Source organism: Citrobacter arsenatis, from assembly GCF_004353845.1.
Lineage (GTDB): Bacteria > Pseudomonadota > Gammaproteobacteria > Enterobacterales > Enterobacteriaceae > Citrobacter > Citrobacter arsenatis.
In genome coordinates this window covers 1204043-1224680 of record NZ_CP037864.1, presented here as the reverse complement: position 1 = coordinate 1224680, position 20638 = coordinate 1204043, and the positions used below count along the sequence as shown (strand labels likewise).

General features: G+C 54.6%; 16 protein-coding genes. 5 read left to right on the top strand and 11 right to left on the bottom strand.

Annotation, left to right across the window (positions count from 1 at the left end; translation table 11 throughout):
- Positions 1 to 74: 74 nt before the first annotated feature.
- From E1B03_RS06700 to E1B03_RS06690, 3 genes are all read right to left on the bottom strand, one after another.
- Positions 75 to 1943, bottom strand: coding sequence for an amidohydrolase (locus E1B03_RS06700; RefSeq protein WP_103771093.1), 1869 nt, complete (start codon positions 1941 to 1943; stop codon positions 75 to 77).
- Between the two features lie 21 nt (positions 1944 to 1964).
- Complete coding sequence (locus E1B03_RS06695; RefSeq protein WP_103771092.1) at positions 1965 to 2510, bottom strand: antibiotic biosynthesis monooxygenase; 546 nt, start codon at positions 2508 to 2510, stop codon at positions 1965 to 1967.
- A 173-nt stretch (positions 2511 to 2683) separates the two neighbouring features.
- On the bottom strand, positions 2684 to 3325 hold the full coding sequence (locus E1B03_RS06690; RefSeq protein WP_003021513.1) for a hydrolase: 642 nt from the start codon (positions 3323 to 3325) through the stop codon (positions 2684 to 2686).
- A gap of 273 nt (positions 3326 to 3598) precedes the next feature.
- Between E1B03_RS06690 and E1B03_RS06685 the strand changes: the two genes are divergently transcribed.
- On the top strand, positions 3599 to 4501 hold the full coding sequence (locus E1B03_RS06685) for a LysR family transcriptional regulator (protein ID WP_103771091.1): 903 nt from the start codon (positions 3599 to 3601) through the stop codon (positions 4499 to 4501).
- Here the strand turns inward: E1B03_RS06685 and malZ are convergent.
- The 5 genes from malZ to phoB form a co-directional block, all read right to left on the bottom strand.
- Complete coding sequence (gene malZ / locus E1B03_RS06680) at positions 4495 to 6312, bottom strand: maltodextrin glucosidase (RefSeq protein WP_133085896.1); 1818 nt, start codon at positions 6310 to 6312, stop codon at positions 4495 to 4497. The genes E1B03_RS06685 and malZ overlap by 7 nt on opposite strands.
- 138 nt (positions 6313 to 6450) lie before the next feature.
- A complete protein-coding gene (proY, locus tag E1B03_RS06675) occupies positions 6451 to 7824 on the bottom strand; it encodes a proline-specific permease ProY (protein ID WP_016152018.1) in 1374 nt (457 codons plus the stop codon).
- An 81-nt stretch (positions 7825 to 7905) separates the two neighbouring features.
- Positions 7906 to 9225: a branched-chain amino acid transporter carrier protein BrnQ gene (gene brnQ / locus E1B03_RS06670; RefSeq protein ID WP_103771089.1), complete on the bottom strand. Its 1320-nt coding sequence runs from the start codon at positions 9223 to 9225 to the stop codon at positions 7906 to 7908.
- A 405-nt stretch (positions 9226 to 9630) separates the two neighbouring features.
- Positions 9631 to 10926, bottom strand: coding sequence for a phosphate regulon sensor histidine kinase PhoR (gene phoR / locus E1B03_RS06660; protein WP_133085895.1), 1296 nt, complete (start codon positions 10924 to 10926; stop codon positions 9631 to 9633).
- A gap of 50 nt (positions 10927 to 10976) precedes the next feature.
- On the bottom strand, positions 10977 to 11666 hold the full coding sequence (gene phoB / locus E1B03_RS06655) for a phosphate response regulator transcription factor PhoB (RefSeq protein WP_003021496.1): 690 nt from the start codon (positions 11664 to 11666) through the stop codon (positions 10977 to 10979).
- Between the two features lie 190 nt (positions 11667 to 11856).
- Between phoB and sbcD the strand changes: the two genes are divergently transcribed.
- The 3 genes from sbcD to araJ all read left to right on the top strand — a co-directional run bounded on the left by sbcD (position 11857) and on the right by araJ (position 17561).
- The gene (gene sbcD, locus E1B03_RS06650; protein ID WP_133085894.1) at positions 11857 to 13059 is read left to right on the top strand and encodes an exonuclease subunit SbcD; all 1203 of its coding nucleotides are present in this window, start codon (positions 11857 to 11859) and stop codon (positions 13057 to 13059) included.
- The gene (gene sbcC / locus E1B03_RS06645; RefSeq protein ID WP_133085893.1) at positions 13056 to 16199 is read left to right on the top strand and encodes an exonuclease subunit SbcC; all 3144 of its coding nucleotides are present in this window, start codon (positions 13056 to 13058) and stop codon (positions 16197 to 16199) included. Before sbcD ends, sbcC begins: the two co-directional genes overlap by 4 nt.
- A gap of 192 nt (positions 16200 to 16391) precedes the next feature.
- Positions 16392 to 17561: an MFS transporter AraJ gene (gene araJ / locus E1B03_RS06640; RefSeq protein ID WP_103771137.1), complete on the top strand. Its 1170-nt coding sequence runs from the start codon at positions 16392 to 16394 to the stop codon at positions 17559 to 17561.
- Positions 17562 to 17567: 6 nt separating this feature from the next.
- Here araJ and mak read toward each other — a convergent pair whose 3' ends face one another.
- Complete coding sequence (mak, locus tag E1B03_RS06635; protein ID WP_103771085.1) at positions 17568 to 18476, bottom strand: fructokinase; 909 nt, start codon at positions 18474 to 18476, stop codon at positions 17568 to 17570.
- A gap of 91 nt (positions 18477 to 18567) precedes the next feature.
- On the opposite strand from mak, the gene rdgC reads away from it, so the two are divergent.
- Positions 18568 to 19479 carry a recombination-associated protein RdgC gene (rdgC, locus tag E1B03_RS06630; RefSeq protein WP_003021479.1) on the top strand — a complete coding sequence of 304 codons (912 nt, stop codon included), beginning with the start codon at positions 18568 to 18570 and terminating at the stop codon, positions 19477 to 19479.
- Positions 19480 to 19528: 49 nt separating this feature from the next.
- On the opposite strand, the gene ppnP is transcribed toward rdgC, so the two are convergent.
- Positions 19529 to 19813: a pyrimidine/purine nucleoside phosphorylase gene (gene ppnP, locus E1B03_RS06625; RefSeq protein ID WP_003021477.1), complete on the bottom strand. Its 285-nt coding sequence runs from the start codon at positions 19811 to 19813 to the stop codon at positions 19529 to 19531.
- A 71-nt stretch (positions 19814 to 19884) separates the two neighbouring features.
- Positions 19885 to 20562 carry an AroM family protein gene (locus tag E1B03_RS06620; protein ID WP_103771084.1) on the bottom strand — a complete coding sequence of 226 codons (678 nt, stop codon included), beginning with the start codon at positions 20560 to 20562 and terminating at the stop codon, positions 19885 to 19887.
- Between the last annotated feature and the right edge of the window lie 76 nt (positions 20563 to 20638).

Here is a 20638-nt window from a genome sequence, read left to right as displayed (position 1 = left end):
TCTGTTAAAACTATGGTCTGCTTTTCAGAAAATACAATCAGCCCCTGCGTTTGGGCAGGGGCTGTGAGAAGGGATTAAAATGCGAAGCAGGAACAGCCCAGCGCGCCCCAGAAAGCCCGGTCATCAGACACCGCAATCCCCGACTTACGCGCGATATCATGCTGATGACCGTGTACGCCGCAGCTGCCGCAGCACTGGTGCATCTGTACCATTGCGCCAATTTTCGCCGCAGCAGGCGGCGCTGAGCGATAGTGCCCCGGCACCTTCACTACCGGCGACCAGTCCGGCACAACCGGAATAGCTGGCGGTGCCAGCGGAGTGAAATGCCCGGCTGCGTACACGACTTTACCATCGACAATGGTCATCACCGACTCGATGCCTTTGATCTCTTCTTCTGGCACGCTGAAGTAATCTTTAGACAGCACCACCAGGTCGGCCAGTTGATCTTTCTCGATGCGCCCCTTCTTACCCTGTTCGCTGGAGAACCAGGCGCTACCGGCCGTCCACAGTTCCAGCGCCACATCGCGCGGCAGGCGATTGTTATCATCGTACATCGCCATACCACCAACGGTACGACCCGAAACCAGCCAGTAGAGCGCGGTCCACGGGTTATAGCTGGCTACGCGGGTGGCGTCAGTCCCCAGCCCTACCGGAACGTCAGCCGCCAGCATTTTCGCCACCGGCGGCGTATGTTTGACCGCATCTTTACCATAGCGATCGACAAAATATTCGCCCTGGAACGCCATACGGTGCTGAACCGCTATCCCGCCCCCCAGTGCTTTTACGCGCTCGATATTGCGTTCGGTAATCGTTTCGGCGTGATCGAAGAACCAGTGCAGGCCATTGAATGGGATATCGCGATTCACCTTCTCGAACACATCCAACATGCGGCTGATGGATTCATCATAGGTGGCATGCAGACGGAACGGCCAGCGGTGCTCGACCAGGTGTCGTACCACGCGTTCCAGTTCATCTTCCATACCTTCCGGCAGGTCCGGGCGCGGCTGAAGAAAGTCTTCAAAATCCGCAGCCGAGAAAACCAGCATTTCCCCTGCCCCGTTGGCACGATAGAAGTCGGTTCCCTGCCCTGGCTTGAGCATATCGGTCCAGCGTTCAAAGTCTTCCAGTTCCTGCTTCGGACGCTGGGTGAACAGATTGTAGGCGATACGCACCGTCATCTGTTTGTTGGCGTGTAGCTGCTCAATTATCTCGTAATCTTCCGGGTAGTTCTGGAAGCCGCCGCCCGCATCGATGGCGCTGGTCAGCCCCAGACGGTTCAGCTCGCGCATAAACTGACGGGTCGAGTTAACCTGCATTTCCAGCGGCAGTTTTGGCCCTTTTGCCAGCGTCGAATAAAGGATCATGGCGTTGGGCTTGGCGATCAGCATTCCGGTCGGGTTGCCGTTGCTGTCACGCACAATCTCACCGCCCGCCGGATCCGGTGTCGCTTTGGTGTAGCCGACGGCTTTCAGCGCGGCGCGGTTGAGCAAAGCCCGGTCGTAGAGATGCAGAACAAAAACCGGGGTATCCGGGGCGGCTTCGTTCAGTTCTTCGAGAGTAGGCATGCGTCGTTCGGCAAACTGGAATTCGCTCCAGCCCCCCACCACGCGCACCCATTGCGGCGACGGCGTTCTGTCCGCCTGCTCTTTGAGCATACGTAGCGCGTCCGCCAGCGATGGCACGCCTTCCCAACGCAATTCCAGATTGTAATTCAGACCGCCGCGAATCAGGTGCAGGTGTGAATCATTCAGGCCGGGGATCACCGTATGTCCTTGCAGATCGACAATCTGCGTCCCTTCGGCGGCAAAGCTCATGATCCGATCGTGGTTACCGGTCGCCAGGATCTTCCCGTTGGCGATCGCTACCGCCTCGACCTGTGGGCTTTGTTTGTCGAGAGTATGAATTTTTCCGTGAGTCAAAATCAGTGTGGCAGTTTGCGACATAACAATCTCCTGAAAAACCGGTCAGGCTTTTTTCAGCCATCCGGCAAACAGACGGGTTACGATGGGCATCCAGAACCAGACAACCAGCGCAACCACACAAGCATCATTGATGAGATGCAGGAGTAACGAGCCCTTCATTTCAGGCAGTACAATGCCGGTCAACCACGGCACCAGATTGGTGCTGGGAAAAATCACCAGCAGGGTTATCAGAAACTGTTTCCAGCGTCTGGGCTGGCGTACATGGGGTGCGGGCGGAGTAAACCAGAATGCCGCTTCGGTGCGAATTTCGGTTTTGTCACCTTCCGCCAGCAGTGGGGCAATCTCTTCGACAAGCACACGGCGCGTATCGGATTGGGTCCAGTTATACAGATGCTCCAGCGTGTCGAAGCGGATAATAATGTTCCACAGATTCTCGCCATCTACCGGGCGAATCACGTTCGCCCCAAGATGACCGGGAAACTCGGCCGCCACCGGCATGATTTTCCCCAGCCACTGCTCATACCGCTGCGCCTGCTCAGGCTGCAAGGTGTGAGTAATCACCAACGTCACATGTTTGCTCTGCGCCATGAAGGGTTCCTTGTTGAGAGGAAACAGGCCGCTTAGGCCAGGAAAGCAATACACAAAATCATTCATGGTGCATCGAGGCGGCAAGGTTGTGGATCCCCGGTTACTTACATAAGTAAGTGACCGGGGTACGCTAGCGAAGCCAACAAAGATGCAACTTGAAGGATAACGTGTATTTAGGCTTTTCGTTCCGGCGCGCCATGCACCATGGTATAGGCATAATCCACGCCCATACCGTAAGCTCCGCTGTGCTCGCGCACCAGATCCATGACGGCGTCGTAAGTTTCTTTGCGGGACCAGTCGCGCTGATACTCGAGAAGAACCTGTTGCCAGGTCACGGGTACGGCGCCCGCCTGAACCATGCGATCGATAGAACGCTCATGGGCATCCACGGACGTGCCGCCGGAGGTATCGGTCACCACATATACTTCGTAACCCGCTTCCAGCGCCATCAGCGCTGGGAAAGTCAGGCACACTTCGGTCCACAGCGCAGAGATAATCAGTTTTTTACGCCCGGTCGCTTCCACGGCCTTCACAAACGCCGCATCTTCCCAGGAGTTCATTGAGGTGCGTTCAATCGGTTTCACATCAGGATGAACCGCTAACAATTCTGGCCAGATATATCCGCTAAAACTTTTCGTTTCTACAGAAGTATAAATTACCGGAACATTGAATATTTTCCCGGCTTTCGCTAATGCCACGGTATTATTTTTTAAAGTCTGGCGATCAATATTCGCTACACCAAATGACATTTGCGGCTGATGATCAATAAAAATAAGCGTAGAGTTTTGAGGGTCAATCAGTTCCCGAATAGACATATCACACCTTCTTAATCAATAAGTTAAAAGGCAACGGTCTGTATCTGCCGTCAGCAGCAGGATCCTGAATCAGAAAGCTTGTTGAGTATAGCGGGAAATTTCTAACGAGTTATTAAAGAAAACTTACCATCCTGTGAAACTATTAATTTTGTATTGCGATATATCCTATACAACATCAAAAAAATGCGCATAACTCATCTAATTTATTCACTGGCATTGTTTTTCTTCATTCGGTACAACAGAGGGGTTTAATTTTCAGGGTATTTTCTGCTTATGCGCATCAATCTGGATGTTTTGCTCATTCTCGACGCACTCGATAAACAGGGTTCATTTGCCGCAGCGGCCGAATCGCTGTTTAAAACGCCTGCGGCACTCAGCTATATGATTCAAAAGCTGGAAAGCGATTTGAATATCGAGTTGCTTGACCGTTCCGGACACCGGGCAAAATTTACCGACACCGGACAGATGATGCTGGAAAAGGGACGTTTATTGCTGAGTGCCGCAAAAGATCTCGAAAAGCAGGCGGTGCAGCTGAGTTCAGGCTGGGAAAAAGAGCTGGCGATTGCGCTGGACGACTCCTTTCCTTTCGCCTCGCTGTTGCCCATTATCGATGAGTTTCACGCGCTGAATAAGCAAACTCGCCTGAGTTTTACCCACCATACGCTGGCAGGCTCCTGGGAGGAGCTGACCCATAATGGAGCAGATATTATTCTGGGGGCGATTAATGAACCGCCAACGTCAGCGGCCTGGTCCTACAAAATGCTCGGCACGCTGGACAATGTCTTTGTCGTGGCGCCTGAGCATCCGCTGGCCGCAGCACCGGATGGTCTGACCAACGAGCAGTTGTGCCTGCATCGGGCGATTGTTATTAGCGACAGTGCGCGCTTTTGTCATCCGTTACAAACCAATCTGATGGAAGAACAAGCGCAGATCCGCGTCGATGACTTCCACAGTAAAGTGATGCTCCTTCGTGCCGGTATGGGCTGCGGATTTCTCCCCCGCCATATTGCCAGCCCGTGGCTTGCCACGGGCGAGTTGGTGGAAAAAACGGTTATCTCATTTCGCCAAAAAGACGTGGCCTATATGGCCTGGCGCAATAACCGTGATGGGCTGGCGCAGCGCTGGTGGCGAGACACGCTGCTGGCAAGCCGGGAGATTGCACGCTTGTATCAATGACCCATCCACACCGAGGCGGAAATCGCCGGCAGGGTCAGGATGTCGTCGGCTAGTACGCCTTTGCCCTCTTTGTGCTGCCATTGACTGACGCTCAGTAATGGCGAGGCTGGCAGGACCACTTCACAGGCGTGACCACGGTTGATCGCCACCAACACGCGTTGGCGGTTTAGCACGCGGACAAACACCACCACGTTATCTTCGGCGTAAATCACCTGACAACCACCGTGGCGTAGCGCCTGGTTCTGGTGGCGTAATTTTGCCATCCGCGGATACAACGCCAGCAGGTTAGCGTCCTGTTTTTCAGGCTGCCACGGGAACGGTCTGCGACAAAACGGATCGTTGTTCCCATCCAGCCCCACTTCGTCACCGTAGTAAATACAGGGCACACCAGGCCAGGTAAACAGCCATACCACCGCCAGCGGTAACCGTGCCACGTCTTTACCGAGCAGAGATTTAAAGCGAGCGGTATCGTGGCTGTCGAGCTGATTGAACATCCGCAACTGCTGCTGATGCGACAAACCCGCGCGATAGTTATCCATCCACGCCATACAGGTCTGGGCGTCAATGGATTGCGGGTCGTATGAAATATCGGTATTGGCGAGGAATCCCCAGAGGGGGAAAGTAAAGCCGCGATAGTTCATGGCGGCATCTTCCGCGTCGGCCTGCAACCACTGGCGCGCATCGCCAAAATGTTCGCCCACTACATACGCCTCTGGCTGGGTTTCTTTCGCCGCCTGCGTAATACCGGCCACGTGCTGCAGATTGTTGCGCGCGCCACCGGCCTCTCCCAGCATGTGCACCACATCCAAACGCCAACCGTCCATACTCCACGGCGCTTTCAACCAGTGGCGAACGATACTGTCTTCGCCGCGATAAATTTCATTCACCAGGCTTGCCGAGGAAAAATCCAGCTTGGGCAGGCTGGAATACCCCAGCCAGTCGAGCGCTACGCCGTCATCTGAGAAATGATACCAGTCGCGCCAGGGTGAGTGCGGATTATGGCACGCCCCGTCCGTTCCCCGATTATGCCGGTCAAACCAGGCGTGCGAATCGCCGCTATGGTTAAAGACACCGTCAAGAATCAGCCGTATGCCCTGCCGTTGGGTGTTGTGACGCAGGCGCAGCAGCGCCCTGTCGCCGCCAAACTGCGGATCAACATGGCGGTAATCTTCGGTATCGTATTTATGTACGCTCGGCGCGGTAAACACCGGATTCAGATACAGCGCCGTGACCCCTAACGTTTTCAGGTACGGCAGCTTTTCACTGATGCCATCCAAATCGCCGCCATAGAACGTGGAGCCCCCGGCCTGAGCCGTAAGCGGCTCATCCCACTCGCGCCGCACGATGTCGTGCCCGGCCGCGTGGTGGTAATAGACGTTATCCTGCGCCGCTTCACGCGACTGGCTGCGGGCAAAACGGTCCGGGAAAATTTGGTAAAAGATCTGGTCTGCGACCCACTGCGGACCGCTATCCGGCACATCAACCGCAAACTGCTCCAGACGCGCAGTCGGAAAACGGCTGAAACCCTGCGGGGTAAACCACAGCTGACGATCGAGCCAAAGTAATTTAAAGCTATAGCGCCGACGAGGCTGCCCGCTGGAGAGATCAATCGCCGCTCGCCACGCGGTCACGCCCGGCTGCGGCTGGCTGCGCTGCTTGTGCATAGTCAGCGAAATCTCTTCGTTATCGTTTTCAGCGCGTAGCGTCACTCGCTGGGGTGGATTTTCCCCCGCCAGCCATAATGTAATCGTCAGTTGATCTTTGTTTTGCTTAACAAATGGGGCAACCGGAAGGTGCCAGGCGTTCAACATCACGTATCCCCTTTGATGATAATGACGTCACCTTGCCATAGCGAAGTGCAGGATCACTCATCATCTTAACGTTTATTGGGGGAGGAGTATGGGGGAGGAGAAAATTGCCGGGTAACGTCAGGCTACCCGGCAAAAATTTTACTGCGCTTCAGCCAGTTGGCGCTCGCGGCGGCGCTTGAAAACCCAGCCCGCCAGCAGCAGGATAATCCACGCAAAACCGACGTACAGCGAAATGCGGGTATCCGGATGATAGCCGATAAGTGCAATAATAAAGACCAGGAAAATCAGGCCAATAACGGTCGTAACAACCCCACCAGGTACTTTAAATTTCAGCGCTTTGACCTCTTCCGGCGGTAGACGACGGCGGAAAGCAATCTGTGACAGCAGGATCATAATCCACACCCATACCGTGGCGAAGGTCGCCAGAGAGGCGATCACCAGGAAGACGTTTTCTGGCATGATGTAGTTAAGATATACCGCAAACAGCAGCGCGATGGTCATCACCATCACCGTGACCCACGGCACGCCACGACGCGACGTCTTGGCGAACATTTTCGGGGCGCTGCCCTGCTCTGCCATACCATGCAACATACGACCCACGCCGAAGACGTCAGAGTTGATTGCCGACAGCGATGCGGTCAGAACGACAAAGTTGAGGATCCCGGCGGCAAAGGTAATGCCCATATGCTGGAACGTCAGAACGAACGGACTACCGTCGGTGCCGACCTGGTTCCACGGGTAAATAGACATGATGACGAACAGCGTCCCCACGTAAAACACGAGGATACGCATCGGTACGGAGTTGATAGCGCGCGGAATAGATTTTTCCGGATCTTTGGCCTCACCTGCGGTAATCCCGATAATCTCAATCCCGCCGTAGGCGAACATCACCATTTGCAGCGACATCACCATGCCGAGCCAGCCGTTGCTGAAGAAGCCGCCGTTGCTCCACAGGTTATGGATACCGGTCGGTTGCCCGCCGTTGCCAATCCCCCAAATGATGATGCCGAAACCGGCGACAATCATGATGATAATGGTGGCGACTTTAAAGAACGAGAACCAGAACTCCAGCTCGCCAAACACCTTCACGCTCATCAGGTTGATGGCGCAGATAATCAACACCACGCTGAGGACCCAAATCCAGTGTGGAACGGCAGGGAACCAGACGCCCATGTAAATACCAAAGGCAGTCACGTCGGCAATAGCGACAATCAGGATTTCAAAACAGTAGGTCCAGCCGGTGATGTAGCCTGCCAGCGGTCCGAGGTTCTCCTGCGCGTAGCGCGAGAAGGAGCTGGCAGCCGGGTTATGAACGGACATTTCACCCAGCGCACGCATAATAATATACGCCGCTACGCCGCCGATAATATAGGCCAGCAATACGCTTGGCCCCGCCATTTTGATGGCATCGGCCGAGCCGTAAAACAGCCCGGTACCAATTGCTGAACCTAATGCCATAAAGCGGATGTGCCGGGTGCTCAGCCCACGCTTTAGCTTGTTATTACTTTCCATCGATTCCTAACCTGTTAACACAATAAAAAAACCACGGGGCCATGTTAATAGCCCCGTGGTTAAAACTTATTGTCAGTGATATTAGTGTGCGCTGGAGGTCACTTGTCGACCCGCTGCGCGATCCCAAATAACTGCCAGGACCACCATCACGACTGTTGGCATCAACCACGCCAGCCCCTGCTCCGCCAGCGGTAAACGCTGGGTCCAGGCCGGTAACACGTCGCCAATTGCAGAAGCTTTAATGCCATCAAGGATACCAAAAATCAGGCTGATAAACATCGCAGGTGCAATGACGCGGGAAGAATTATGCCACCATGAGCGGGTAAAGCTTAATACAACCAGTGCGATACATGGCGGATAGATAGCCGTCAGCACCGGAATAGAGATCTGAATCAGATGGCTCAGACCCAGGTTAGAGACCACCATCGAGAAGCCGCCGAGGATGAATACCAGCGTACGATAAGACAGTGGAACGTACTGGGCAAAGAACTCTGCGCACGCACAGGTCAGGCCAACCGCGGTGACCAGACAGGCGATGAAAATCAGCGCCGCCAGCAGGAAGCTTCCCGCGCCACCAAAGGTGTGCTGAACATACGCATGCAAAATTGCCGCGCCGTTAGCAGACTGATCGACCAGAATCGCGCTATCTGAACCCAGACGGAACAACGCAAGATACAGCAACGTTAAGCCCACACCCGCCATCAACCCCGCCCAAACGGTGTAACGGGTCAGCAAACGTGCTTCAGTAACGCCACGCGAGCGAGCAGCGTTAACAATAACAATACCAAATACCATCGCGCCCAGCGTATCCATAGTCAGATACCCGTTCACGAAGCCATTCGAAAACGCCGCAGTTTGATAGGCTTCCATCGCATTGCTGATCGGGCCTGCTGGCCAGACGATTGCGGCGACAGACAGTACTACCAGCGCGAGGATTTTCAGCGGAGCCAGGAAGTTGCCGACGGTATCCAGCAGTTTGCCTGGATACAGCGACACCAGAATAACAATCGCAAAATAGACCACGCTGTAGATGAACAGCGGCAACGCAGAGTCACCGGTCAGCGGCGCAATCCCGACTTCGAAAGAGACCGTTGCGGTGCGCGGAGTCGCGAACAATGGACCAACCGCCAGATAGCAAACGGTAGCCAGCAGCAACCCAGCAACCTTTCCGATAGGGGTACTCAGGCTGTCCACACCGCCACCGACTTTCGCCAGCGCGACCACGGTAAGCACCGGCAGACCAACGGCGGTAATCAAAAAGCCAAAAGCCGCAGTCCAGACGTGTTCACCTGCCTGCAAACCAACCATTGGGGGGAAGATGATGTTACCTGCACCAACGAACAGTGCAAATGTCATAAATCCCAAAGCGATAATATCGCGCGATTTTAACTGATGGGTCATAAAGTCTTACTGCCTGTGGATGTGGTGTTGAAAATAGTAAATTTTTGCCTTTCCCTGGGGGACAATACAGCGGCATTTTTGCTCAATTCCAGCGGGAAACTCTCCCGAGCTGGCGCGGCGAAGAATAGTTTTTCGATTTACCGCGTAAATGCAGTCGGTATGACAGCACCTGGTGCGCAATTTAAACGCTTATAACGTTTTAAAGCAAGGTGGGATCCAAAAACCAGAACAATATAGCGATATGAAAAATGAGATTAGCACAAAACACCATTTCATGGAAAAAGGTATGGGCAATAGTTCGAACAAAAAACAATCAAACGTCGTAAAATTCAGGATGAATATATTGACCATATAGAAAAAGCCAGCTTGTGCTGGCTTTTGGAAAGATTATCTTACGAATACGTCTTAACCGTTACTTTTGGCAATTAAACGTTCCGGGATCACGAAACTAAATCGCGTTCCTTGGCTGGGTTCGCTTTCGATATTCAAGCGGCTGTCGTGATGATGCAACGCATGCTTGACGATGGCCAGCCCCAGCCCACTCCCGCCCGTTTGCCGCGATCGCGCCTTGTCCACACGATAAAAACGTTCGGTCAAACGTGGAATATGCTCGGCGGCAATGCCCGGACCGTCATCTTCCACACAAAACTCTGCCCCCGACGCCACATGCTGCCAGCGTACGGTAATGTGCGTTCCCGCGGGCGTATGGTTCACCGCGTTGTAGACGAGATTTGAGATAGCGCTACGCAACTGCTCCTCGTTACCCCGCACGTTCAGGCTGTTATCAACATCAAAGGTAAACGTATGTTTATGCTGGCTCAGCGTCTGCGCTTCATGCTCGACCACGCGCAGCATCATGGGTACATCGACTTTCTCATTCAGTTGCAGCGTCGGCGCAGCCTCAATTTTTGATAGCGTCAGCAGCTGTTTCACCAGCCCTTCCATGCGGTACGTTTGTTCGCGCATGGTATGCAGCGCTTTTTCACGCGTAGTCCCTTCCAGCGGATGCTCCTGCATCATTTCCAGGTAACCCTGTAACACCGTCAGCGGCGTACGCAGCTCATGGCTGGCGTTGGCAAAAAAGTTACGTCGTGAACCTTCAAGTTGGTGCATCTGGGTGACGTCGCGCGCCACCATCAGCAGTTGCTTATCGGTGTAGGGCATCACGCGTATTTCCAGATGTCGTCCGGTATTGAGCACCAGATTGATAGGCCGGCTAAAGTCACGCGTTTTCAAATATTGTGTGAATTCCGGGTAGCGCAGCAGGTTAAGAATATTTTGCCCGCTATCGTCCGGCCAGCGCAGTCCCAGAACCTGCTGAGCCAGTCCGTTACACCAGAAGATACCGCCTTCCTCGGTGGTCAGTACCACCGCGTCGGGTAGCGATTCCGCCCCGCTGCGAAAACGTTTAATCAGGTTACCCAGTTCACGGCGGCGCTTTTTGTTGCGAAGCTGCATTTGATGCAGCCCATATAACAGCGGCTCCCAACTGCCTCGCCCCGGTGGCGGCGTCATACTTCTGTCGACCCATAACCACCAGGACAAGCGCAATAAATTCCAAAAATGCCAGATAAGCAGGCCCGTTACCGACGCCAGTAAGAACCAGGGCAGGTAACCGAAAAAAGCGCTAAGGATAAATGCCGGTATGCAGCACAGGATCAGCTCCAGTACCAACCTTTTCCATGACAATCGTTCTAGCAAACGTCTTACTCCATATACGGCCTAATCCTTCAGGCCCTGTTTCTTGTCATTCAGAAGCGGGTTGAAAAACGATATCCCGTCCCGCGAACCGTCTGCACCATACGATCGTGTCCGCTATGCTCCAGCGCCTTACGTAAACGGCGGATATGCACATCCACTGTTCGGTCTTCCACGTACACATTGGTTCCCCAGACATGATTGAGGAGTTGCTCACGGCTGTAGACGCGCTCGGGGTGAGTCATAAAGAAGTGCAACAGTTTGAATTCGGTCGGCCCCATATCCAGCGGGTCCTCGCCGGTCATTACGCGATGCGAGGTAGGATCAAGGCTTAGCCCCTGCATCTCAATAACCTCTTCCACCGCCATCGGTGAAATACGACGCAGAACCGCTTTAATACGCGCCACCAGCTCCTTAGGAGAAAACGGCTTGGTTATATAGTCATCCGCACCGGTTTCCAGACCCCGGACGCGGTCTTCCTCTTCACCTCTCGCCGTCAGCATCATCACGGGGATGTCCCGCGTCATCGCTTCGCGCTTGAGATGTTTAATAAACTGTAGACCCGAGCCGCCGGGAAGCATCCAGTCAAGTAAGACGAGATCCGGCCAGGGTTCATTGAGTTGGTTCACAGCACTGTCATAGTCTTCGGCTTCTACGGGTTGAAAACCGTTTTGCTCGAGCACGAAGCAGACCATTTCACGAATTGGAGCTTCATCTTCTACGACCAGAATACGTCTCGCCATGATTTGCCCTGTTTATAATTAAATCGTTTGCCATCAATACAGTGCCATTATGCGTCAGTTTTATGACAGATTTATGAAAAGATAGTCCAGGTTTAACGCAGCCCGGCGAATTATGACAGCCCGGAGACAAGATATTAACGTCCTTACAGGGTTATAATCCCCGCCATTGTTTTATCGTCATGGAACTCTTATGCGCATCCTTCACACGTCTGACTGGCATCTGGGGCAAAATTTCTACAGCAAGAGCCGCGCCGCTGAACATCAGGCCTTTCTCGACTGGCTGCTGGAAACAGCGCAATCCCAGCAGGTGGATGTCATTATTGTGGCTGGCGATATTTTCGACACCGGCTCACCGCCAAGCTATGCCCGTGAGTTATATAACCGTTTTGTCGTCAATCTGCAGCAAACCGGCTGCCATCTGGTGGTTCTGGCAGGCAACCACGACTCCGTTGCCACGCTCAATGAATCCCGAGACATTCTTGCGTTTCTCAACACCACGGTCGTGGCCAGCGCCGGCCATGCACCGCAAATTTTGCTGCAACGCGACGGCACCCCAGGTGCAATTCTGTGTCCGGTTCCTTTTTTACGTCCGCGCGACATCATAACCAGTCAGGCCGGGCTGACAGGACAAGAAAAACAGCAGCATTTGCTGGGCGCGATTACTGACTATTACCAGCAGCAATATCAGGAGGCCTGTACGCTGCGCGGCGATCGGAATATCCCCATCATTGCGACCGGGCATTTGACCACCGTCGGCGCCAGTAAAAGTGACGCCGTACGTGACATTTATATCGGTACGCTGGACGCCTTCCCGGCACAAAACTTCCCCCCGGCGGACTACATCGCCCTGGGACATATTCACCGGGCGCAGGTTATCGGCGGCACGGAACATATTCGCTACTGCGGTTCGCCAATTGCGCTCAGTTTTGACGAGTGCGGCAAAAGCAAATGTGTACACCTGGTGAGCTTTGAAGCGGGGAAACTCAGCGCCGTTGAAAATCTCTGCGTACCGGTCACGCAGCAGCTTGCGGTACTGAAAGGCGATTTAGCCGCCATTACCGCCCAGCTTGAACAGTGGCGCGACGTGCAGCAAGAGCCGCCGGTGTGGCTGGATATTGAAATCACCACCGACGACTATCTGCATGATATGCAGCGCAAGATCCAGGCCTTGACCGAAGATTTACCGGTAGAGGTGTTACTGGTGCGCCGCAGCCGAGAACAGCGCGAACGTATTATGGCCAGTGAACGACGTGAAACGTTAAGCGAACTGAGCGTAGCGGAGGTTTTTGACCGCCGCCTGGCGCTGGAAGAACTCGAAGAACCGCAGCGGGAGCGGCTTAACCAGCTGTTTAGCGCAACCTTACACACGCTTGCCGGGGAGGCTGAAGCATGAAAATTCTCAGCCTGCGCCTGAAAAACCTCAACTCCCTGAAGGGCGAATGGAAAGTTGATTTTACCGCCGAACCGTTTGCCAGCAACGGTCTGTTCGCCATCACCGGGCCAACGGGCGCAGGGAAAACCACCCTGCTGGACGCGATTTGCCTTGCGCTGTACCACGAAACGCCGCGGCTCAATACCGTGTCACAGTCGCAAAACGACCTGATGACCCGCGACACCGCCGAGTGTCTGGCCGAAGTTGAGTTTGAGGTTCGGGGCGAAGCCTATCGCGCTTTCTGGAGCCAGAACCGGGCGCGCAATCAGCCTGAGGGCAACCTGCAGGTCCCGCGCGTAGAGCTGGCCCGCTGCGCCGACGGCAAAATCCTCGCCGATAAAGTCAAAGACAAGCTGGAGATGACCGCCGAGCTTACCGGGCTGGATTACGGTCGTTTTACCCGTTCGATGCTGCTGTCTCAGGGGCAGTTCGCCGCATTTCTCAATGCCAAACCGAAAGAACGCGCCGAGCTGCTGGAAGAGCTGACCGGCACTGAGATCTACGGCCAAATTTCCGCCATGGTATTTGAAAAGCACAAGGCAGCGCGCACAGAGCTGGAAAAACTGCAGGCCCAGGCCAGCGGCGTTGCGCTGTTAGCACCAGAGCAGGTGCAATCCCTGACAGAGAGTTTGCAGGTACTTACTGACGAGGAAAAACAATACCTTACCAGCCAGCAAGCCCAGCAACAGCATCTCAACTGGCTTATTCGGCAAAATGAGCTACAAACGGACATAAACCGCCACCAGCAGGCATTACAGGCAGCACTTCAGGCGCAAGAAGACGCGCAGCCGCAGCTGGCGGCGCTGAGTCTGGCGCAACCAGCCAGAGCATTACGCCCGCACTGGGAACGAATTCAGGAACAAACGGCTACTATTGCGCGCACGCGGCAGAAGATTCAGGAAGTGAATGCTCGCTTACAAAGCAGCTTAGCGCTGCGCGGGCGCATTCGTCAGCAGGCGCATACACAATCGACCGCCATGCTCACCGGGCAACAGACGTTAACCGACTGGCTGAGCGAACATGACCGCTTCCGCTTATGGAGTAGCGAACTGGCGGGCTGGAAAGCACTGCTGGTCCAACAGTCCGACGCCAGCGCCCAGCTACGCCAGTGGCAGCAGTTGCGGGAAAACGACACGCGTAAGCTCGATGCGCTGGCGCTTCCCACGCTGACCCTTGCGCCGCAGGAAGTAACGCAAGCGCTGGCGCAGCACGTACAGCTTCGTCCGTTACGTCAGCGGCTGAGCAATCTGTACGGGCAAATCGCTCCGAAGCAAAAGCAGCTGGCGCAGTTACGCGCCACGCTTGTGCAGCGTCAGCAAGAACTGACGCAGCGCAACGCGGTACTTGCCGAAAAACGTCAGCGTTATAAAGATAAAAACCAGCAGCTTGCCGATGTAAGACTCATTTGCGAGCAGGAAGCCCGCATCAAAGATCTGGAAAGCCAGCGGGCATTATTGCAATCCGGTATGCCTTGCCCGCTTTGCGGCTCCACCGCACATCCGGCGATTGAGCGCTATCAAACACTCGAACTGAGCGTGAATCAGACGCGGCGTGAAGCCCTGGAAAAAGAGGTCAAAACGCTGGCCGATGAGGGCTCCACGTTACGCGGTCAGCTTGAGGCGATAACCCAGCAACTTCAGCGGGATGAACGCGAAGTACAGACACTTTCTCAGGAGGAGCAAGCACTTACTCAAGAGTGGCAGACGGTCACCGCCAGCCTCAACGTCACGCTGCAACCGCAGGATGATATCGCCCCGTGGCTTGCGGCCCAGGAAGAGTTCGAGCAGCAGCTTCACCAGTTGAGTCTGCGCCATACTCTGCAAGCGCAAATCACCGCGCATACGGAACAGATTACTCAGCTCCAGCAGCATATTGACCAGCGTCAGGCGGCGCTAACCGCCGAACTGGCCCGCCATGGCCTGTCCCTTCCGGCCGAAGGTGACGTCGCCTCGTGGCTGAGCGAACGGGCGAACGAAGCGCAAATGTGGCAACAACGCCAGAATGAACTGACCGCTTTACAGACCCAAATAGCCCAGCTTGCGCCGCTGTTGGAAACGCTGCCAGAAACCGAGGCGCTTTCTGAAAACAGCGAGGATCTGTCGCTAGAAAACTGGCGGCAGGTGCACGACGATTGCCTCTCCTTACAGGGCCAGTGGCAAACCTTGCAACAGCAGGAAGCACAGGACGTTCAGCGCGCCGCAGAAATTCAGGCGCAGTTTGATTCCGCATTGCAGGCCAGCGTCTTTACCGATCGCGACGCCTTTGTTGCCGCCCTGCTGGATGAAGATACCTTCAACCGTCTTGAGCAGTTGAAGCAATCGCTGGAAGGCCAGCGACAACAGGCGCAAACCCTGCTTAATCAGGCTCAGCTGGCGCTAACGACTCATCAACAGCAGTTACCCACCTCGGCGGATCTCACGCTCACCGCGCAACATCTGCACGACGCGCTGGCGCAGCTCACCCAGTTGCTACGGGATAACACCACTCGTCAGGGCGAAATTCGCCAGCAGCTCAAGCAGGATGCTGAAAACCGTCAGCAGCAGCAGACGCTGATGCAGCAGATTGAAAACGTGGCTCAGCAGGTCGAAGACTGGGGCTATCTGAATGCGCTGATCGGCTCGAAAGAGGGAGATAAGTTCCGCAAATTTGCCCAGGGGTTGACGCTGGATAATCTGGTCTGGCTTGCCAACAACCAGTTGACTCGTCTGCATGGTCGCTATCTGTTACAGCGAAAGGCCAGCGAAGCGCTGGAGCTGGAAGTGGTTGATACCTGGCAGGCCGATGCCGTGCGCGACACGCGTACGCTTTCCGGCGGTGAGAGCTTCCTCGTGAGTCTGGCGCTGGCGCTGGCGTTGTCCGATCTGGTCAGCCACAAAACGCGAATTGACTCCCTGTTCCTCGACGAAGGTTTCGGCACGCTGGACAGCGAAACGCTGGATACCGCCCTGGACGCCCTCGATGCGCTCAACGCTACCGGCAAGACTATTGGCGTAATCAGCCACGTCGAAGCGATGAAAGAGCGTATTCCGGTACAGATCAAAGTTAAAAAAATCAACGGGCTGGGCTATAGCAAACTCGACAAGATGTTTGCGGTCGAGTAATCAACCAGAGAATGTGGTTTCACAAGCCGGATAAGCGCCATCGCTATCCGGCACTCTATGTAGCACAATATTGCATACTCAGGGACGGATATGAAATGGCATTCCACTTCGCTTATCCGCAAGCTATCGCTATTGGCGGCGAACGTTCGCCGCTATGACGCACATCCAGCGTCTTTCTTGTTGGCAGGTGGTATGAAAAAAGTCATTTTCTCTTTAGCGCTGGGAACATTTGGTCTGGGCATGGCCGAGTTTGGCATTATGGGTGTTCTCACCGAGCTGGCGCGGGACGTGGGTATCTCCATCCCTGCCGCTGGCCATATGATTTCGTTTTACGCCTTTGGCGTGGTGCTGGGCGCGCCTATTATTGCGCTCTTTTCCAACCGTTTTTCGCTCAAGCATATTCTGTTGTTTCTGGTCACACTGTGCGTGATAGGTAACGCCATCTTCACCCTCTCCTCCTCGTATTTTATGCTGGCGGTTGGCAGGCTGGTTTCCGGCTTCCCGCACGGCGCGTTTTTTGGCGTTGGCGCGATTATCCTGTCGAAGCTTGCCCGTCCTGGAAAAGTTACCGCTGCCGTCGCGGGTATGGTTTCGGGGATGACCGTTGCCAATCTGGTTGGCATTCCCGTCGGCACCTGGCTGAGCCAGGAATTTAGCTGGCGCTATACGTTTTTGCTGATAGCCGTCTTTAATATCGCCGTAATAGTCTCGGTCGCTTTTTGGGTCCCCAACATCAGCGATGAGGCAAAAGGGAAACTGAGCGAGCAGTTTCATTTTTTGAAAAGCCCCGCCCCGTGGCTCATCTTTTCCGCCACGATGTTTGGTAATGCCGGGGTTTTCGCCTGGTTCAGCTACGTCAAACCGTACATGATGTACATCTCCGGCTTTTCCGAGGCGCTAATGACCTTCATCATGATGCTGGTAGGGTTGGGGATGGTGCTGGGAAATCTGCTGAGTGGTCGGCTCTCTGGCCGCTATACGCCGCTGCGCATTGCGGTGATAACCGACTTTGTGATTGTGCTGGCTCTGCTACTGCTCTTTGCCTTTGGCGGGATTAAAGCCGCGTCGCTGACCTTCGCCTTTATTTGCTGCGCGGGTCTGTTTGCCCTGTCGGCGCCGCTACAAATTTTGCTGCTGCAAAATGCCAAAGGAGGTGAGTTACTGGGAGCGGCAGGTGGGCAAATTGCCTTTAACCTCGGTAGCGCGATTGGTGCGTACTGCGGTGGCATGATGCTGACGCTGGGCTTTGCCTACAACTACGTGACGCTACCGGCAGCGCTGCTGTCGTTTTCTGCGATGTCCTCGCTGTTGATTTACGGCTACCTGAAGCGCGGCGTGCAACAAGTTGCACCCGCGACCTAAAACCGATTACGCCTGCGGCCACAGCCAGGCCGCCCCGCGTACCCCACTGGAGTCACCGTGCAGTGCCTTACGTAGAGGCGTTTCGCACTCGCCGCCAAAGACGAACTGCTTAATTAACGTCGGAACGTTTTGATACAGTCGGTCGACATTGCTCATTCCGCCGCCCAGAACAATGACGTCCGGATCGAGAATGTTCACCACATGCGCCAGTGATTTCGCCAGACGACGCTCATAGCGGCTCAATGCTCGTTCCGCCAGAGCATCATGCGCGTTAACAAGGTTGATAATTTCACTGCCCTTGAGCGGCTTACCGCTCAGACGCTGGTAGTCCGTGGCAAAACCGGTCCCGGAAATAAAGGTTTCAATGCAACCTTGCTTGCCACAATAGCAGGGGACCTCCTGCCGATAACGCAGCTCATCGTCGTCCATCCACGGCAGCGGATTATGCCCCCACTCGCCCGCCGTACCGTTGCCGCCCGTGTGCGCCCGACCGCCGAGCGCCACACCAGCACCACATCCAGTGCCGATAATCACCGCAAACACAGTTTGTGCACCTGCCGCCGCGCCATCCACCGCTTCTGAAACCGCAAGGCAGTTGGCATCATTTGCCAGCCGCACTTCGCGGTTCAGACGCGTACTCAAATCTTTGTCAAAAGGTTGCCCGTTAAGCCAGGTCGAGTTGGCATTCTTCACCACCCCGGTGTAGGGCGAAATTGAACCGGGAATACCCATCCCCACGGTTCCCGTCTGCCCGGTGGCTTTTTCCGCCATCTCCACCAGCGCAGCGATGGTTTCTATCGTTTGCCAATAATCATCACGCGGCGTGGGCAGGCGATGGCGAAAAAGCTGTTCGCCCGCATCGCCAAGCGCGATAACTTCCGTTTTCGTACCGCCCAAATCGATACCTATACGCACTGTTTGCTCCTCTTCCCGATTAACAATGCAAGCATAGCGACAATTCGCTATCATGCCCGCTGGATTTAACGACAAGGCCGTGGAAATTATCATGCTGTGGTTCAAAAATTTAATGGTTTACCGTCTTAGCCGCGATGTTTCTTTGCGTGCCGAAGAGATGGAAAAACAGCTGGCATCAATGACGTTCACCCCTTGCGGTAGCCAGGATATGGCAAAAATGGGCTGGGTTCCGCCGATGGGATCGCACAGCGATGCATTAACGCATACCGCCAATGGCCAAATTATTATCTGCGCCCGCAAAGAAGAAAAAATTCTACCGTCGCCGGTTATCAAACAGGCGCTGGAAGCCAAAATATTTAAACTGGAAGCTGAGCAAGGTCGCAAACTCAAGAAGACCGAAAAAGACTCGCTGAAAGATGAAGTTCTGCACTCGTTGCTGCCGCGCGCCTTTAGCCGCTTCAGCCAGACAATGATGTGGATCGACACCGTCAACGATCTGATCATGGTTGATTGCGCGAGCGCGAAGAAAGCGGAAGATACGCTGGCGCTGCTGCGTAAGAGCCTCGGTTCACTGCCGGTGGTTCCGCTGACGATGGAAAACCCTATTGAGCTGACGCTGACCGAATGGGTTCGCTCCGGCACAACGGCGCAGGGATTCCAGTTGCTGGACGAAGCCGAGCTGAAAGCGATCCTTGAAGACGGCGGCGTGATCCGCGCGAAAAAGCAGGATCTGGTCTGCGACGAAATCGCCGTGCATATCGAAGCGGGCAAACTGGTCACCAAGCTGGCCCTCGACTGGCAGCAGCGCATTCAGTTCGTTATGTGTGATGATGGCTCAATTAAGCGTTTGAAATTCAGCGACGAGCTGCGCGATCAAAACGAAGATATCGATCGCGAAGATTATGCTCAGCGTTTCGATGCCGATTTCATCCTGATGACGGGTGAACTGGCGGCGCTGATTAAAAGTCTGGTGGAAGGATTAGGCGGCGAAGCACAACGTTAAGCCGTGTTTACCGAATGGCGGCTCAATGTCGCCATTCGTCATTTTATGCTTACAGATAGCGGCAAAGATAGGATGTTGGCTCTGCTACCTGCAGATGAAACTCGCTGTTACCCGGCACGTTAAACACGTCTCCCGCGGCATACACTTTCCACTCGGTTTCCCCTGGTAGCAGCACGTTCAGTGCGCCGCTGACGACCGTCATCTCTTCAGGCGCCGCGGTACCAAAGGTATATTCACCTTCTGCCATCACGCCAACACTGGCGCGGCCAGTACTGCTGCTGGTAAAACCGATCGATTTTACTTTGCCGGAAAAGTATTCATTACTTTGAAGCATACAACTGGCCCTATCTCGTGATTAAGTTAACAACCAATATAGGGGGCTGACGTTCCACCTGTCACGCAAAATTACGTCAGCAGCTCCGAAGCCAGTCGGGCAATCAGTACATTAGACAGAAGAACCGGGACATCCAGCGATTTTTGCAGTAAATCGCGATGGCGTTGATTGAAACCCAGGCAGTCCAGCATGATCACATCCGCACCTTGCTCCAGCAGTTCTTTCCCGGCATCAATCAGTTGTTGTTCGCTACCGTCGATCGGATTCGCCACGGCATACACTGGCGGGGTTTGTAGCACCTGCCATTTTTGCGTCTGGGCTTTGAGCAATTCGGTGACGGGGACAATAACCCCGACCTGATGCCCATCGACAATCGAGGCCACCAGCGGCGGGATAATCCGTAACGGTTCCAGCAGAATGCTATTGCGGGCGCTCAGACGAGCTATCGAGGCGGTACTCATCAACAGGATCACGTCAAACCCCTGGTTATCCAGCACCTCCACGATACTTTGCAGCGAGCGCTCTACCTTTTGGCGTGAGACATGTGCAAGTTGGTGGTCGCTGAGCAGCGTTAATAAATGCTCGTCACCGGGCGAAACGCCGTACTCAGCCATCACATCTTCTCGCCGCATCTGTCCCAGCAGACTGTGGTGAGTAATGTGCTGTTCATCGATATATTCCGTCAGGAGCGGTAACACCTCACACATCGGCACCACGCCAATCGTGAGGATAGCCAACGACGTACTCATTTGTTGCTCCACCGTCTTCTTACTTTGCTGTGAAATCCCGGACAAGTGCCGGGCACCGACCTGCGCTACAAATGCT